Below are 17,135 nucleotides of genomic sequence, written 5' to 3'. Positions count from 1 at the left end.
GCCGCGCCCCCCGGGGGCGCTCCGCGCCGAGCATGTGGCGCCCTGCGGTAACCCCGCGTCGCCCCGTGCCCGGTCGCGCCAACCCACCCGGTTGCCCCGTTACCTGCCCGTGCCGTTTCGCGTGAACTCCTCGCCGAGCCCGTGCCGCTCCGCGTGCACTGCGCGCCGGGCCTGTGGCGCTCCGCGTGAGTTCCGCGTCCGGCCGTGCCACTTGCCGGGTCGCTCCGCGCCAGCCCGCGTCGCCTCGCGCTCAGCTGCGCCCACCTCCTCGGCTGCTCCTCGTCCAGCCGTGCCGCTCCGCGTGCACTTCGCGCCGAGCCCGCGCCGCCTCACATGAACTCCGCGCCCAGCCGCGCCACCCCCCGGGTCGCGCCACCCCCGTGCCGCTCCGCGCCAGCCCGTGCCGCTCCGCGCGAAACCCCGCGCGCCGCTCTGCGCGAACTTCGCGCTCGGCCGCGCCACCCCCCCGGGGGGGCCGCTCCGCGCCGAGCCTGGGCCGCGCTGCGCCCAGCCGCGCCGACCCCCGGCCACTCCGCGCCCAGCCCGCGCGGCTCCGCGGCGACCCTGGCGCGGCGACTGCCTAAGCCTCGCAAACCGTGCTCAAATACCCGGCTTCCCGACGCTCGTCCGGTCCTGGCGTGTAGGTTCCCAGGCCGGGGCCGGCGGATGCCGGGGCCGTGCGAGGAGAGGATCCGGACCCGTGGTGACGAAGATCTGGCTGAGGCTTGCGGCTCCGGCCGCACTGGTGGCGCTGGGGGTCACCGGCTGCGGCAGTGGCAACGGCCCTGCTGTCGAGGCCTGGGCGAAGTCGGTGTGCCAGGGGATGCAGAGCCCGGTCCAGCAGGCGAACGCCGCCCTCGCCGACACCGGGGCGGTGAAGCCGGGGGAGACGCCCAAGGCCCTGCAGACCCGCCTCGCCGCGGACTTCGGGGCGCTCGCCACCGCGAACACCCAGATCGCCCAGGCCGTGCAGAAGGCCGGGGCGCCCAAGGTGGCGAACGGGGCGGAGACCCAGGCGGACGCGCTCTCCGAGCTGGACCAGGCAGCCGGGGGCTACACCAAGGTGCAGCAGTCGGTGCAGGCCCTCTCGGTCACCGACCAGGCCAAGTTCGCGGCCAGCCTGAAGGGGGTCGGCGACCAGGTGCAGCAGCTCGCCGAACTGTCCACCAGCGCACTGCAGAAGCTGCAGACGGGTGATCTGGGCGCGGCGCTGGCCAAGCAGCCGGGCTGCAAGAGCGTGTCGGCGACCACGTCCGCCACGGCGCCTGCCGAGACCGAGACGGGCACCGCGACCACGGCCGCCACCGCCGGATCGACCGGTGCCACCACGACCGCCGGCGCCACGGCTACCGCCACCGGCGGTGCTGCCGCGACCGCCACCGCGACCAAGAAGCCGAGCGCGACGCCCTCCGCCACAGCGTCCGCGCACTGACCCTTCGGGGGACAATGGCTGGGTGACCACCAGCACCGCACCCGATCCCGCGCCCGTGCCCTTCCGTCCCGTTCTGGACGGCGATCTCGCCGCCCGGCTCCGAGCGGCGTTCCTCGCCGCCGACTTCACCGCCGACGGCTGCCTGGAACTGCTCGGGGCGACCGCGTACGCCGCGCTCGCGCGCAGCGAGACCGTGCCCGCGCTGCGGGTGACCGGGGGCGGCAGCGTACGGGAGACGCTGCTGCGGCTGTTCCTGCTGCAGCAGCCGGTGCCGTACCCGGCGGCCGAGGCCGCGCTGCCGGTGGCGGACTGCCTGGCGGCCGGCTGGCTGGTCCCGGACGGTGGGGCGAGCGGGGACGGTACAGAGAGCGGGGACGGGGGCCGGGCGGGCCACGTCCGGGCGACGGTGGACGTACGGCCGTACGCCAATGACATCGCCGGAGACTCCGACGCCGCCGACGCCTGGATCGTGTCGGACCTGGGCTGCGCGGTCGGCGGAGCGGGCGGCATCGGTGCCAGCGGCGCGGCCGGCGCGGCCGACGCCACCGGGGACACCGGCGACGCCGGGGCGGTGCCGCGCTCGGGGCTGGTGCTCGGGGTCGGGGGCGCATCCACCACGCTTGCGAACATCACCGTGCGCCGTTCCGTGCGCCGGGTGCTCGACCTCGGTACGGGCTCCGGCGTGCAGGCCCTGCACGCCGCGAGGCACGGCGCGGAGGTGGTCGCCACCGATGTGAACCCGCGCGCCCTGCACTTCACCGCACTGACGGTGGCACTGTCGGGTTTCAGCCATGTGGAGACCCGGGCCGGCAGCCTCTTCGAGCCGGTGGGTGCGGAGTCCTTCGACCTGATCGTCTCCAACCCGCCCTTTGTGATCTCCCCCTCCGGCCGCTTCACCTACCGCGACGGCGGGATGGCCGGGGACGACCTCTGCCGGGCCCTGGTCACCGGGGCCGGGGCGCACCTGGAGCCCGGCGGCTACTGCCAGTTGCTGGCCAACTGGCAGCATGTGCGCGGCGAGGACTGGCGCGAACGGGTCTCCGGCTGGATCGCCGGCACCGGCTGCGACGCCTGGGTGGTGCAGCGCGAGGTGCAGGACGTGACCCAGTACGCCGAGCTCTGGCTGCGGGACGGCGGGGACCACCGCGAGCCGCGGGCGGACTACGACGCCCGCTACAACGCCTGGTTGGACACGTTCGAGGCGGCGAAGGTGGAGGGCATCGGCTTCGGCTGGATCACGCTGCGCAGGCCCGCGCCGGGCGTACGCCCCTCGGTGCACATCGAGGAGTGGCCGCACACCGTCGAGCAGCCGCTCGGCCCGGAGATCGAGCACTGGTTCGCCCGGCAGGACTTCCTGCGCGGCCATGACGACGCCGCGCTGCTCGCCGCCCGCTACCGGCTCGCCGACGAGGTGGTCCAGGAGCAGGTCGGCGCGCCGGGCCAGGAGCACCCGGAGCATGTGATCCTGCGTCAGAACCGGGGCATGCGGCGGGCCACCAAAGTGGACACGGTCGGCGCCGGCTTCGTCGGCGTCTGCGACGGCGAGCTCAGCGCCGGGGAGATCCTGGACGCCATCGCGGCCCTGATCGAGGAGGACCCGGTGCTGCTGCGGGACCGTACCCCGGAGCAGATCAGGATGCTGGTGGAGCAGGGCTTCCTGGAACCGGTGGTTCCGGCCTGAGCGGCCTGAGCCGCCGCAGTGACTGAGCCGCCGCAGCGGCCTGAGCGGCCGTGACCCGCGCGGCCTGAGCCGCCCGGGCTGCCCCCGGGCTCTGTTCATCCCCGCTTTCCCGGAGTGACGCCGGGCGTACGCCCGGCGTGTGCCCGGCGTTGTGCGTGCGCTGTCAGTGTGACAGTCGTACTGCTCATTCCCGGGGGTAGGAATCGTGGATGCACCACTGAGCGTGTTCACCGGCGCGTGGTTCACGCTGTTCGGCGCCGGAGTGCTCGGCTGGTGCGCCCTGGAGATCCGGACCCGGCGTGAGCTGCGTCGCACTGGGGTCTCCTGTCTGGCCCGGGTCCTCCCCGACCCCGCCGCCCGGCCCGCCGCCGACGGCGCCCAGGACGCGGCCCGCGGTGACGCTCCGGAGGTGTCGGACACCTCACCGGTCCTCGGATACCTGGTCGAGGGCCATGGCGAGGTGGTGACCCGGCCGCGCGGCTGGACCTCGGTCCGCCGGACGCCGCCGTTCGCCGTGGACACCCTGGTGCCGGTCAGGTACGACCCGGCCCGGCCGACCGTGGTCGCCGTGGACGGGGCCGGGCAGTTGCGCGGCGACGCCTTCTGGACCCTGCTCGGACTGGCCTTCGCGGCCTGTGGTGTGCTGCTCCTGCTGGGGTTCTTCCGGTAGCGCGGGGCTCGGTCGTATGCGGCCGGATGGCCGCAGAACACGCCGGAGCGGCCGACCTGTGCACGGGTCGAACGGATCGTAGTCCTATCATCCGGCATATCCGGTTCGGCATTAGGTGTCGATCTGTACGGCGGGAACACCCGCCTTCGGGTTACCGTTCGAGAGTCGTCGCCGACGTCCTGAAGTTCACAAATCGGGATTCGTCCGTTTGACAAGGGGGACCTTGGTGCGGTCACACTCCGCTCTCAGGGCTTCATTGACTCGGACCAGCAGCGGCGCCGAGCGGCCCCAGTACCCCAATCGACCGGGAGAGAAGAGCGAAGGTGTCCCCGACCAGCGAGACCGCACGCCAAGTCCAGCGACTCGTCATCGTTGAGTCGCCGGCCAAGGCGAAGACGATCAAGGGCTACCTCGGCCCCGGATATGTGGTCGAGGCGAGTGTCGGGCATATCCGCGACCTCCCCGGGACCGCCGCCGAGGTGCCGGACGGCTACACCGGCGAGGTGCGCCGGCTCGGCATCGACGTCGAGAACAACTTCGAGCCGATCTACGTCGTCAACGCCGACAAGAAGGCCCAGGTCGCGAAGCTCAAGTCGCTGCTGAAGGACGCCGACGAACTCTTCCTCGCCACCGATGAGGACCGCGAGGGGGAGGCCATCGCCTGGCACCTCCAGGAGGTGCTGCGGCCCAAGGTCCCGGTCCACCGCATGGTCTTCCACGAGATCACCAAGGACGCCATCCAGGCCGCGGTCAACAACCCGCGCGAGCTGAACAAGCGCCTGGTCGACGCCCAGGAGACCCGCCGCATCCTCGACCGCCTGTACGGCTACGAGGTCTCGCCGGTGCTGTGGAAGAAGGTCATGCCGAAGCTCTCGGCGGGCCGGGTGCAGTCGGTGGCGACCCGTCTTGTGGTCGAGCGCGAACGGGAGCGGATGGCCTTCCGCTCGGCCTCGTACTGGGACCTCACCGCCGTCTTCGCCAGCGGGAAGAGCACCGGCCGGGCCGACCCGGCCGACCCCGGCACCTTCGGCGCGCGGCTCTCCTCGGTGGACGGCCGCCGGGTCGCCTCGGGCCGCGACTTCGACTCGGTCGGCCAGCTCAAGGCCGGATCCGCGCAGGTCCTGCACCTGGACGAGGAGGCCGCCCGCACCCTGGCCGCCGCCCTCGCCGACACCGACTTCCGGGTCCGCAGCGTCGAGGCCAAGCCGTACCGGCGCTCCCCGTACGCCCCGTTCCGGACCACGACCATGCAGCAGGAGGCCGGGCGCAAGCTGGGCTTCGGCGCCAAGCGGGCCATGGACGTGGCGCAGAAGCTGTACGAGAACGGCTTCATCACCTATATGCGTACCGACTCGACCACGCTCTCGGACACGGCGATCACCGCCGCCCGGGCCCAGGTCGAGCAGCTGTACGGGCGTGAGTACCTGCCGGACGTGCCCCGGGTGTACACCGGCAAGGTCAAGAACGCCCAGGAGGCGCACGAGGCGATCCGCCCCTCCGGCGACCGCTTCCGCACCCCGGCCGAGACCGGGCTGCGTGGCGACGAGTTCCGGCTCTACGAGCTGATCTGGATGCGGACCGTCGCCTCCCAGATGAAGGACGCCGTCGGCCAGTCCGTCACCGTCAAGGTCGCCGGGACCTCCGCCGACGGCCGGGACGCCGAGTTCAGCGCCAGCGGCAAGATCATCACCTTCCACGGCTTCCTCAAGGCCTATGTCGAGGGCCGCGACGACCCCGACGCCGAGCTGGACGACCGCGAGAGCCGGCTGCCCCCGGTCGCCGAGGGCGACGCCCTGGGCGCCGAGCAGATCTCCCCGGACGGCCACGCGACCAAGCCCCCGTCCCGCTTCACCGAGGCGTCGCTGATCAAGGAGCTGGAGGACCGGGAGATCGGCCGCCCGTCCACCTACGCCGCGATCATCGACACCATCGTGGCCCGCCGCTACGTCTTCAAGAAGGGGACGGCGCTGGTCCCCTCGTTCCTGGCGCTGGCCGTGGTCCGGCTGCTCGAGGAGCACTTCGGTCGACTTGTCGACTACGACTTCACCGCCAAGATGGAGAACGACCTGGACGGGATCGCCCGCGGCGAGGGCGCCTCCGTGCCCTGGCTGCGCCGGTTCTACTACGGCCAGACCACCGAGGGCGAGCCGGCCACCTCCGCCGCCTCGGCCGCGGACGCCGGCAACGGCGACGGCGACCACCTCGGCGGACTCAAGGAACTGGTCACCGACCTCGGCGCGATCGACGCCCGGGAGATCAGCTCCTTCCCGCTCGGCGACAGCGGCATCGTGCTCCGGGTCGGCCGCTACGGCCCGTACGTGGAGCGCGGCGAGCAGCGCGCCGACGTCCCGGACGAGATGGCCCCGGACGAGCTGACCCCCGAGCTCGCCGAGGAACTGCTGGCCAAGCCCAGCGGTGTGCGCGAGCTGGGCAAGGACCCGGTCAGCGGTCATGAGATCGTCGCCAAGGACGGCCGCTACGGCCCGTACTTCACCGAGGTGCTGCCCGAGGGCACGCCGAAGACCGGGAAGAACGCGGTGAAGCCGCGGACCCAGTCGCTGCTCTCCACCATGTCCCTGGACGAGGTCACCCTGGACGACGCGCTCAAGGTCTTCGGCCTGCCGCGGGTGGTCGGGGTGGACGCCGAGGGCGTGGAGATCACCGCGCAGAACGGCCGCTACGGCCCGTACCTCAAGAAGGGCACCGACTCGCGCTCCCTGGAGAACGAGGAGCAGATGTTCACGGTGACCCTGGAGGAGGCGCTGGCCATCTACGCGGTGCCCAAGCAGCGCGGACGCGCCGCGGCCAAGCCGCCGCTGCGCGAGCTGGGCACCGACCCGGTCAGCGAGCGCCCGGTGGTGGTCAAGGACGGCCGCTTCGGCGCCTACGTCACCGACGGTGAGACAAACGCCACACTGCGCCGGGACGACGTGGTCGAGGAGATCACGCCGGAGCGCGGCTACGAGCTGCTGGCGGAGAAGCGGGCCAAGGGACCGGCCAAGAAGGTCGCCAAGAAGGCGCCCGCGAAGAAGGCCCCGGCGAAGAAGGCCACCAAGGCGGCGGCGACCAAGACCACCGCCGCCAAGAAGACGGCGGCCAAGAAGACCACGACCGCGGCCAAGAAGGCCCCGGCCAAGAAGGTCACCGCGAAGAAGCCCGCTGCCGCCGAGTAACCGCTCGGCGACGCAGCGAGGCGCTCTGGGCCCCGTAGGGCGGCGCGGACGGGCGTAACCGCCTCTCCGCGTCGCTACGGGGTCACAGATGTGTCAGGGCCTTGTGGACTTCTGGAGGACTGCGGTTTGGTGTCGGAGCCTCCGGTTAGGCTGGCCGTTATGACCAGTGCGGCTCAACCCGGCCCCGACCCCGCCCCCGACCGCCCGACCACCACGCCCGCCGTCCCCACGGTGGTGCCCGGCGGCAGCCCCGCCGAGCGGGCCGGGGCGCTGCTGCGCGTCCGCTCCTTCGGGCGGTTGTGGCGGGCCCAGCTGCTCGGGTCCGTGGGCGACCGGCTCGGCCTGCTGGTGCTGCTGATCCTGGTGGTCGAGGCGGCGGCGACCGGGGAGTTCGGCACCGGCTACCGGGCCGTGCTGCTGGCCGTGGCCGCGGTCTTCGGCCTGCGGGTGCTGACCACGCTGCTGCTCGGCGTGCTGCTACTGCAGCCGCTGGCCCGGCTGCTCGACCGGGTGGACCGGCGCTGGACCCTGTTCGGCGCGGACGTGCTGCGGGCGGTGCTGTTCGGGGTCGCCCCGTTCTGGATCGTCTGGAGCCACTCCACGGCCGCCGTCTGGCTGCTGATAACCCTCTTTGTCGCCGCCGCCGCCGAGCGGGTCGCCGCGATCGCCCGCCAGGCCGTCGGCGAGCGCCTGCTGCCCGCGACCGCGCCCGGCGTCCCCGCCGTGGACCAGCGGCCGGTGCTGCGCCACATCGACCAGTGGACCGGTTACGCGGCCGTGCCGCTGGCCGCCGCCGTGCTGGCCGCGCTGACCCTGATCGAGAACGGCCTGTCCTCGGGCATCGGCTGGCTGGACGACCACACCGGCACGGTGGCCGCGTTCGGCGCGGCCGGGCTGCTGGTGGCCTCGGCGGTGCTGCTGTACCTGCAGGAGCTGCCGTCCGCGCCGGGCTCGGTCGCCCCGTACTCACCGCTGACCGGGCTGCGCGCCCCCACCGACGCCGCCCCCGGCGCGGGGACGCCGCGCGGCCGTACCGGCACGTCCGTGCTGTTCAGCTTCTCGGCCGCCGGGGCCGCCGCCGCGATCGCCGCCGCGGTGGCCGTGGCGCTGCCGCACGCCGTCGACCTCTACGCCGGTCCGGTCGGCTTCGGCCTGCTGGTCCTCGCCGCCACCGGCGCTCCGCTGCTGGGGCTGCGGATCGCCGGCTCGGTGCTGCCGGTGCTCGGCCGCCGCAGGCTGCTGCCGCTCGCCCTCGGCAGCGCCGGCCTCGCCCTGCTGCTGACCGGCCTGGTCCGGGACTTCGTGCTGGCGCTGGTGCTGGTCACCCTGGCCGGACTGGCCGCCGGGGTGGCCGTCCGCACCGCCGCTGTGCTGCTCGACCTGGAGACCGAGGAGTCGCGCCGGCCGCTGGTCCGCGAGCACCTGCGGTCGATGCTGCGGGTCGCCGCAGGGACGGCCCTGGTGGTCGCCCCGCTGCTGGGCGCGGCCATCGGCCCGCAGACGGTCGACTCCCAGTCACTGCAGTTCGACCACGGCGGGGCCGGCCTCGCGCTCTCCGTCCTCGGCCTGCTGCTGCTGGCCTTCGCCGTCGTGGTGTTCTTCCGCGCCGACGACCGGCGCGGCACCGCCCCGTTCGGCCGGGACGTCTGGGACGCGCTGCGCGGCGGCTCCCGTCCGGTCCCGCACCGGGCCGGCACCGGCTTCTTCATCGCGGTCGAGGGCGGTGACGGTGCCGGGAAGTCCACCCAGGCGCAGGCCCTGGCCGAGTGGATCCGCAGCAAGGGCCACGAGGTCGTGATCACCCGCGAGCCCGGCGGCAGCGCCATCGGCCAGCGGCTGCGCGCCATGCTGCTGGACGTCGGCAACACCGGCATCTCGCACCGCGCCGAGGCTCTGCTGTACGCGGCCGACCGGGCCGAGCACGTGGAGAACGTGATCCGTCCGGCCCTGGACCGGGGCGCCGTGGTCATCACCGACCGCTACATGGACTCCTCGGTCGCCTACCAGGGCGCGGGCCGCGACCTGGCCGCCAGCGAGGTGGCCAGGATCAACCGCTGGGCCGTCGACGGCCTGGTCCCCGACCTGACCGTGCTGCTGGACGTCGACCCGGCGACGGCGCGCGAGCGCTTCACCGAGGCGCTGGACCGGCTCGAGTCCGAGCCCGAGGACTTCCACGCCCGGGTCAGGGCCGGGTTCCTGGCCCTCGCCGCCGCCGACCCGGTCCGCTACCTGGTCGTCAACGCCGCCCAGGCCCCTGGCGCCGTCACCACCGCGATCAGGCACCGGCTGGACCGCGAACTGCCGCTCTCCGAGCAGGAACGGGCCGCCAGGATCGAGCAGGAGCGGCTGGCCCGCGAGGCCGAGGCCCACCGGATCGCCGAGGAGGCCCGGCTCAAGGCCGAGGCCGAGCAGGCTGAACGGGAGAAGCAGGCGCAGTTGGAGCGGCTGCGGCTGGCCGAGGAGGAGAAGGCCAAGGCCCTGCAGGCCGAGGAGGACCGCAAGGCCGCCGAGCAGCTGCGCCTCGCCGCCGAGCAGGCCCGGCTGGCCGCCGAGGCCGAGGCGGCCCGCCGCAGGGCGGCCGAGGAGGAGCGGCGCGAGGCGGAGGCCGCGGAGCGCCGCCGGATCGAGTCGGAGGCGGCCCGGCTGGCGGAGCTGGAGCGGCAGCGCGACGAGCGCCGGGCCGAGGAGCGGCGCCGGGCCGAGGACGCGCTGCGGCGCACGGAGGCAGCCCGGGTGGCGGCGGAGGCCGCGGCGGCCACTGCGGCAGCGACTGCGGCGAGTGCCGCGAGCGCGACTGCGGCGAGCGCCGCGGAGGGCCGGCCGGAGACCCCGCCCGGCGCCGAGGCGCCGACGCAGGAGGTACCGGCGGTCGCACCGACGGCCGCCGACGGCGAGCCGGAGCCGCAGGACCGGCCTGCGACGCCGCCCGCGCCCGTGACCCCGCCCGCAGCCCCGCCGAAGAGCGCACCCAAGGCCGCGGCGAAGGCCGCACCCGAGGCCACGCCCGAGGACGCTCCGAAGGTCGCGCCGGACCAGCCGACCGAGGTGATAAGCGAGGAGGACCGGGCCGAGGCGGTCCGCCGCGCGGACGCGGCCCGGGCAGCCGAGGAGCGTGCCGCCGAGGACCGTGCGGCGCAGGCTCGTGCTGCGCAGGCCCGGCCCGAGAGCGCGGCCGAGAAGACGACGGTCATGCCCAAGGTGCCCGCCGAGCCCGTGCGGCCGCCCGCCCCGAAGCGCGGACGGGCCGTCACTTCGCCGACCCCGGGCTCGACTCCGACCCCGGCCCCCACCCCGGCCGAGGAGCGGACGGCGGTCCTGCCCCAGGTCCCGTCCGTTCCGCCGGCGACGCCGCCGTCCAGCACCGCGCCGTCCGCCGCGCAGCAGACGGCTCCGTCCGACCAGGGCCGTCGACTGCCGAGGTCCTGGCGGGTGGCCAAGCCCAAGAGCGGCGAGAGCGTCCAGGAAGGGTCCCCCGACTGGCTGTTCCGCCCGGAGGAGGGCACGACGGCGGCCCGGCCGCCGCAGGCCCCGCAGCAGGTGCCGCAGCACCCCCCGGTGGAGCGCACCACCGAGATGCCGATCGTCGAGCAGAACCCCCCGGCGCCCCCGCGCGCCGCCGGTGGTCGCTACGACTGGGCCGAGGAGACCCCGCTGGACGACCTCCCCAGCCTCACCGACGAACTGCTCGGCTCCCGGGACGAGTGGTCCCAGTGGGACGCCGGCGACGACGAGACGGGCGGCAAGGGCCGCAAGGGCAAGCGCTGAGACCCTAGGCTCGTCCCCCAGGAGCGACTGCTCCCGGGGAGCCTCGTCCAGGAACGACCGACCCCGTACCGAGAGACCGGAGAGCAACCGTGAGTGTCTGGGACGACCTGGTCGGCCAGGAGCAGGTGGTGGAGCAACTCGTCGCCGCCGCCCGCTCGGCGCGGATCGTCCTGGCCGGCGGCCGTACCAGCGGCGAGGAGGAGCAGGCGGCCCCGGCCGAGGCCGGGACCACCGGGATGACCCACGCCTGGCTGTTCACCGGCCCGCCGGGCTCGGGCATGTCGACCGCCGCCCGGGCCTTCGCCGCCGCGCTCCAGTGCACCTCGCCGGACCTGGATCTCGGCGGGATCCCCGGCTGCGGCTTCTGCGAGGGCTGCCACGCCGCGCTGATCGGCAGCCACGCAGACGTGGAGTCGGTGCGCACCGATGTGCTGAGCATCGGTGTGAAGGAGACCCGCGAGCTGGTCAGGAGCGCGTCGATGTCCCCGGCCGGCGGTCGCTGGCAGGTGATCATCCTGGAGGACTCCGACCGGCTGACCGAGGGCGCGGCCAACGTCCTGCTCAAGGCGATCGAGGAGCCCGCGCAGCGCACCGTGTGGCTGCTCTGCGCACCCTCGGTCGAGGACGCGCTGCCGACCATCCGCTCCCGCTGCCGACTGCTGGTGCTGCGGACGCCGCCGGTCTCGGCGGTCGCCGACGTCCTGGTGCGCAGGGACGGCGTCGAGCCGGAGATGGCGCTCTTCGCGGCCCGTGCCGCGCAGGGCCACATCGACCGGGCCCGCCGGCTGGCGCTGGACCCGGCCGCCCGCGAGCGCCGGGCCGAGGTGCTGAAACTGCCGCTGCGGGTCGCCGACCTGGGCGCCTGCCTGGCCGGCGCACAGGCCCTGGTGGACGCGGCCACGGCGGACGCCAAGCAGGTCGCCGAGGAGGTCGACACCCGGGAGACCGACGAGCTGCGGGCCGCGCTCGGCGCCGCGGCCGGGGTCGGCGGCCGGATGCCGCGCGGTACGGCTGGAGCCATGAAGGACCTGGAGGACCGGCAGAAGCGCCGGGCCACCCGGACCCAGCGGGACACCCTGGACCGGGCGTTGATCGACCTGTCCTCCTTCTACCGGGACGTCCTGGCGGTGCAGTTCCGTGCGCCCGGTGACCTCTCCAACGAGGAGATGCGGGCCGCGGTGGAGCGGGTCGCCGGGGAGTCCGGCCCGGAGCGGACGCTGCGCCGGATCGAGGCGGTGCTCGACTGCCGCCGCGCCCTGGAGCGCAATGTCGCGCCGCTGCTCGCGGTGGAGGCGATGACGGTGGCCCTGCGCGCCGGGTGAGCGGCTGCCGGTGAGCGGTTGCCGGTGATCGATGGCCGGTGATCGATGGTCCCGGGGTTTGCTCGTTCGCTCTTTCGGGTGACAGTCGGGGCTGCCGGGGGAGCGGGTCCGATTGCCGGGGGATGCCACCCCAGTGATCTTGTGGTGGGCGGTTCTCGCGGTACTGGGCCTGGTGGCGGCAGCGTGGTTGGGCGGGGGTGCGCTGGCCTCCTGGCGGGAGCAGCGAGCCGGTCTGGTGTATGAACTGACGCCCCGTTATCTGGGTGCGGCGCTGCGCGGTGCCGCCGCGCTGGTGGCCCTCGGCGCGGTGCTGACCGGCAGCCTGGCGCTGCTCCTCGCGCCCCGTGGCGGGACTCCCGCCACACTCTCCGCCGACGCCCGGGTGGCGGCCGGCCCCCTGGCCCGACACACCGTCACGTCAGCTCCGACGCCCGGCGCGACCCCGTCGTCCGGCCCGAGCCTGTCGCCCAGCACCACCCCGAAGCCTGCCGCTGTCGCTGCCACTCCTGCCGCCGCGCTGACGGTGGTCTCCCACCCGCACGGCGGCCAACTGCTGCAGGGCACCCTCCCCGGCCTGCCCGGCCGGTTCCGGGTGTGGCTGCCCGGCCAGTACCAGGGACGGTCGATCCCGCTGCAGGCCGTCCTGGTGCTGGCGGACGACGCCGAACTCGACGGTGTGTTCGAGGGGCTGGCCGGCGCGGTCGATTCCGGCCGGGCCAACCCCATGGTCGCCGTCATCCCGGCAGCCTCCTGCTCCCCGACCGGGACGGTCGACCCCGCGCTCACCGGGGCCGGGCTGCGCAAGGCGGTCGCGTCCCGGTTCCATGTGGCTCCGGACCCCGGCGGTTGGGCCGTCCTCGGCCTGGACGCCGGAGCGCCCTGCGCGGTGGCGACGGAGTTGGCCGCCCCGGGGTCGTTCGGGGCCGCGGCCGGCCTCGGTGGCCGCTACGACGCGCTGCGCGTACCCGGCGCACCCGCCTCGGGCTCGGTGCGGCTGCTGCTCGCCGACGCCGGCCGGGACACCGCGGGCCTGGCCTCGGCGTCCAAGCTGGGCGCCGCGCTGTCCGCACGGCCGCACACCGCCGTCCGGCTGTCCTCGGCCGTCCGGGATTTCTCCGCCGACCGTGAGCGGTTCCGCCTGGTCCGGGTCGCGGCCGGCTATCTCACCGAACAGTTGGCGACCTCGCGGCGGTGACTGTCAGCGCCGACGGATACGCTCTGCGTGCTGCAGAGAAAGTTGAGGACAGAAGAAGATGAAGCTTGTTCCGCGCATCGCGACGGCGTCGCTGCTGCTCGCCGGGCTCGCCCTGAGCGGGTGCTCCTCGTCGCCGTCCCCCTCCGGAGCGGGGTCGTCCTCGAGCGCGTCCTCGTCCACGGACTCCGCCGCCACGGCTTCCCCCGGTGGCGGCACCGGCGCCGGTGCGTCGTCGGCCGCCGCGCCAGTGCTGGAGCCGCTGCCTGCGGCGATCCCGGACGCGCTGCAGCACTACTACACGCAGAAGCTGAGCTGGCACTCCTGCAACAGCGGGTTCCAGTGCTCGACGCTGAAGGTCCCGCTGGACTACGCGCAGCCCGCGGCCGGGGACATCTCGCTGGCCGTGGTCCGGCACCAGGCGTCCGGGAAGGGCTCCACCCGGCTCGGCTCGCTGCTGATCAACCCGGGCGGCCCCGGCGGTTCCGCGGTGGAGTACGCCGAGTACGCGGCGATGACCTACCCGGCCATCGTCCGCTCCTCCTACGACATCGTCGGGGTGGACCCGCGCGGCGTCGCCGGGAGCACCCCGGTCAGCTGCCTGAGCGACAAGCAGATGGACGCCTACACCGCGACCGACAGCACCCCCGACACCCCGGCCGAGATCAACACCCTGGTCGCGGCCGACAAGGCGCTGGCGCAGGGCTGCGAGAAGCTCTCCGGCAAGCTGCTGTCGCACGTCAGCACGGTCGACTCGGCGCGGGACATGGACGTGGTCCGGGCGCTGCTCGGCGACGCCAAGCTCAACTACCTCGGCAAGTCGTACGGCACCTTCCTCGGCGCGACCTACGCGGGCCTGTTCCCCAGCCGGGTGGGCCGGATGGTGCTCGACGGCGCGATGAACCCCTCGCTGGACGCCCTGGACCTGAACCAGCAGCAGGCCGGCGGCTTTGAGACGGCCTTCAACGCCTTCGCGGCCGACTGCGTCAAGAGCAGCAGCTGCCCGCTCGGCAGCAGCACCGAGCAGGCCGACCGGAAGCTCGACCAGCTGCTGGCCTCCTGGGACGCCCACCCGCTGAGCACCGGCACCTCCCGGAAGCTGGACGAGGCGCTGGGCACCACCGGGGTGATCGCGGCGATGTACGACCAGCAGCAGTGGCCGCAGCTGCGCGGGGCGCTGACCCAGGCGGAGCGCGGCGACGGCTCCGGGCTGCTGTCGCTCTCGGACCAGTACTACGAGCGCGACAGCTCGGGCCACTACAGCAATCTGATGTACGCCAACGCGGCGGTGAACTGCCTCGACCTGCCGACCGCGGCCACCGGCCCCGAGCAGGTGGAGCAGCAGCTCGCGGCGTACCGCAAGGCGTCGCCGCACTTCGGTACGACGCTCGCCTGGGGCGGCCTGACCTGCGCGTACTGGCCGGTGAAGCCGAGCGGCGAGGCCCGCACCATCCCGGCGAAGGGTTCGGCCCCGATCGTGGTGGTCGGCACTACCCGCGACCCGGCCACCCCCTACGCCTGGGCCCAGGCGCTGGCCGCGCAGCTGGACTCGGGGACGCTGCTGACCTACAACGGCGACGGCCACACCGCCTACGCCCGGGGCAGCCAGTGCATCGACGGCGCGATCAACGTCTATCTGCTGACCGGCCGGACGCCGGCCAAGGGAACGGTGTGCAAGTAGTAGCGGGTGTGTATGTAAGGAGCTTGAAAGTGTCACAATCCTTTCATCGCACTCACGGGTGGTGCGATGAGAGGGCGAGGTGGCAGCAGGCATGTTCGGAGTCATCAACTACGGCACCTATGTGCTGGGCGCACTGCTGATCATCCTGCTCCCCGGCCCCAACTCCATGTACGTGCTCTCGGTCGCTGCCCGCCGGGGCATGCGCACCGGCTTCCGCGCCGCGTGCGGGGTCTTCCTCGGCGACACCACGCTGATCGTGCTGACCTCGCTCGGCGCGGCCTCGCTGCTGAAGGCCACCCCGGTGGTGTTCGACGTGGTGAAGCTGGTGGGGGCCGGCTACCTGCTCTTCATCGGCTACGGAATGCTGAAGTCGGCCCGCCGCACCTGGCTCGACCGCCGCGCCGCCACGGGCCCGGCCACGGGCCCGGCCGAGGCCACTGAGGCACCCGAGGCGTCCGCGAACCCGGAGGCCACCGCCGGGAGCGCCGCTGCCGTTGCCGGGACGGGCGCTGCTGCCGCCGGGACCACCGCCGCCGTCGGGACCGCCGCTGCTGCTGCCGGGACCGCCGAGGGCGCGCCCGCGGACCCGTACGCCCAGGAGCGCCCGTTCCGCCGAGCGCTGGTGATCAGCCTGCTCAACCCCAAGGCGATCCTCTTCCTGCTGTCCTTCTTCGTGCAGTTCGTGGCACCGCACTACGGCCAGCCCGAAGTGTCCTTCGCCATACTCGGCGGAACCATCCAGCTCTTCAGCTTCCTCTACCTGACCACCTTGATCATGGCCGGCACCACCCTCGCCAACGCCTTCCGCCGCCGTCGCCGCCTCTCGGCCACTCTGACCACCGGCGTTGCCGCCCTCTTCATCGGCTTCGCCGCGAAACTGGCCACCGCCTCCGCCGGATAAACCGGTCAGGACCACCCCGGCGGACTGTGTAGACTGTCTCCCGTTGCCGATCACCAGATCGCCAACGGTGCCGCCTTAGCTCAGTTGGCCAGAGCAACGCACTCGTAATGCGTAGGTCTCGGGTTCGAATCCCGAAGGCGGCCCAAAGTAGGACATTTTTTCAGGGCGTATCGGACATCTCGGGTGGGTATGAGATACGCCCACTGTGCGCAGTACTCGTGGGCAGAGTCGACACAAATGCCCAGGTCAGGACGGCTTCTTGGCGTCCAATGGCCCTGAAGGCGAGTACCGCTCCCCTCGGAGCGGAGGTCACCCGTATGGGCCAGGCCAACTCGTATGTCGCGCCTGTGGCTTGACCATGGTGACCCCTTCCGGGGCGACTGCAGTACACATTCGGTACACATGAAGATCGATCAAGGGCCGCGTGCATGGTTGCCGGTCCGTTCGGGGTATCCGGTCCGGTGGGTACCCTCCTTCTCGCTGCGGGGGCTTGGGCGCTCGTGGCGCTCAGTGGCCACGTTGCGATGGCGGATCCTGGCGTTACGCCGGGCCAGCGCGCGAACCGGTTGCTTTCAGTGCTCTTTGGCCCGTTGCAACGCGAGCGCAGCGGCTCGGATCTCAGTGGCCGCCTGTAGCGCGGAGGCTCCGTCCGCCAGGTTTCCCATCTTGCTCGCGGCGTTCATCAGTGTCCCGGCGTGGTCCTCCAAGCCCCGCAGCGCGTGCGCGGCCTGGGACAGCTGCCCGATTGAATCCGGCGATATCCCAAAACCGTGTACCCGCGGATCGGCAAGCTCCTCCGGCACCACCCTCAACAGCGTGGCCAGTTCCGGAGCGGACTTCCCGAACTCGTCCAGCGCGGGACCCACTCGGTCCAGCAATTGCGCCTGCGCTGTCGCAATCATCTCGGCAAGCCGGGCTTCGGTGAGATCACGCAGGCCGGCCAGAGCATCGACCCCGTCTGCTTCCCGTTGCGCTTTCCACCTCTGCAACAGCTTCACCGGATACCGCTCTGCGGCCCCGCGCCCATCTACGAGGGTGTGATGCGGGGTGCACAGCAGAAGGAGATTGGAGAAGCCTTCCCTCTCCCTCGCTGCGAGTATCGGGTCGTAGCGCGGACCGGCTGAAGGCACGGATGTGAGCGATCTGGAAGTTGTTCATGGGAACGCCGTTGACGAACCGGACCGTCGGTTCCCCGCAGTCAGGCCAGTAGCACCCGCCCCGTGCCAAGGTCATCAACGCGGCAACCGTCGCGTTGGAGTAGTACCGACGCTCCTTCGACACGAGACCCCATCTGGCCATAGCTGCGTTGTCCAGCAGC

The 17,135-nt window shown here is 73.1% G+C and carries 10 protein-coding genes and 1 tRNA gene; 10 read left to right on the top strand and 1 reads right to left on the bottom strand.

What is annotated here, in order from left to right; translation table 11 throughout:
* Nucleotides 1-700: 700 nt before the first annotated feature.
* From ACEZDG_RS15925 to ACEZDG_RS15880, 10 genes are all read left to right on the top strand, one after another.
* Complete coding sequence (locus ACEZDG_RS15925) at nucleotides 701-1,432, top strand: small secreted protein (RefSeq protein WP_380509055.1); 732 nt, start codon at nucleotides 701-703, stop codon at nucleotides 1,430-1,432.
* Between the two features lie 22 nt (nucleotides 1,433-1,454).
* On the top strand, nucleotides 1,455-3,113 hold the full coding sequence (locus ACEZDG_RS15920) for a DUF7059 domain-containing protein (RefSeq protein WP_449341732.1): 1,659 nt from the start codon (nucleotides 1,455-1,457) through the stop codon (nucleotides 3,111-3,113).
* 205 nt (nucleotides 3,114-3,318) lie between these two features.
* Entirely contained in the window at nucleotides 3,319-3,783 is a 465-nt protein-coding gene (locus ACEZDG_RS15915) for a DUF3592 domain-containing protein (RefSeq protein ID WP_380509052.1), read from the top strand.
* Between the two features lie 323 nt (nucleotides 3,784-4,106).
* Nucleotides 4,107-6,956: a type I DNA topoisomerase gene (gene topA, locus ACEZDG_RS15910; protein WP_380509049.1), complete on the top strand. Its 2,850-nt coding sequence runs from the start codon at nucleotides 4,107-4,109 to the stop codon at nucleotides 6,954-6,956.
* Nucleotides 6,957-7,115: 159 nt separating this feature from the next.
* Entirely contained in the window at nucleotides 7,116-10,721 is a 3,606-nt protein-coding gene (gene tmk / locus ACEZDG_RS15905; RefSeq protein WP_380509046.1) for a dTMP kinase, read from the top strand.
* A gap of 89 nt (nucleotides 10,722-10,810) precedes the next feature.
* Complete coding sequence (locus ACEZDG_RS15900; RefSeq protein WP_380509043.1) at nucleotides 10,811-12,043, top strand: DNA polymerase III subunit delta'; 1,233 nt, start codon at nucleotides 10,811-10,813, stop codon at nucleotides 12,041-12,043.
* A 133-nt stretch (nucleotides 12,044-12,176) separates the two neighbouring features.
* The gene (locus ACEZDG_RS15895; RefSeq protein WP_380509040.1) at nucleotides 12,177-13,238 is read left to right on the top strand and encodes a hypothetical protein; all 1,062 of its coding nucleotides are present in this window, start codon (nucleotides 12,177-12,179) and stop codon (nucleotides 13,236-13,238) included.
* Between the two features lie 58 nt (nucleotides 13,239-13,296).
* Complete coding sequence (locus tag ACEZDG_RS15890; RefSeq protein WP_380509037.1) at nucleotides 13,297-14,916, top strand: alpha/beta hydrolase; 1,620 nt, start codon at nucleotides 13,297-13,299, stop codon at nucleotides 14,914-14,916.
* 91 nt (nucleotides 14,917-15,007) lie between these two features.
* Nucleotides 15,008-15,817, top strand: a complete 810-nt coding sequence (locus ACEZDG_RS15885; protein ID WP_380509034.1) for a leucine efflux protein — start codon at nucleotides 15,008-15,010, stop codon at nucleotides 15,815-15,817.
* A gap of 69 nt (nucleotides 15,818-15,886) precedes the next feature.
* Nucleotides 15,887-15,960: transfer RNA gene (locus tag ACEZDG_RS15880), tRNA-Thr, on the top strand.
* A gap of 429 nt (nucleotides 15,961-16,389) precedes the next feature.
* Here ACEZDG_RS15880 and ACEZDG_RS15875 read toward each other — a convergent pair.
* Complete coding sequence (locus tag ACEZDG_RS15875) at nucleotides 16,390-16,815, bottom strand: hypothetical protein (RefSeq protein WP_380509031.1); 426 nt, start codon at nucleotides 16,813-16,815, stop codon at nucleotides 16,390-16,392.
* Nucleotides 16,816-17,135: the final 320 nt, after the last annotated feature.

This window comes from Streptacidiphilus alkalitolerans (genome assembly GCF_042511045.1).
Classification (GTDB): Bacteria; Actinomycetota; Actinomycetes; order Streptomycetales; family Streptomycetaceae; genus Streptacidiphilus; species Streptacidiphilus alkalitolerans.
This window is presented reverse-complemented; position numbering and strand designations above follow the sequence as displayed.

Coding starts and splice junctions, on each gene's coding strand:
- tmk (WP_380509046.1), top strand. CDS start 7,116: ATGACCAGTGCGGCTCAACCCGGCCCCGACCCCGCCCCCGACCGCCCG.
- ACEZDG_RS15890 (WP_380509037.1), top strand. CDS start 13,297: ATGAAGCTTGTTCCGCGCATCGCGACGGCGTCGCTGCTGCTCGCCGGG.
- ACEZDG_RS15885 (WP_380509034.1), top strand. CDS start 15,008: ATGTTCGGAGTCATCAACTACGGCACCTATGTGCTGGGCGCACTGCTG.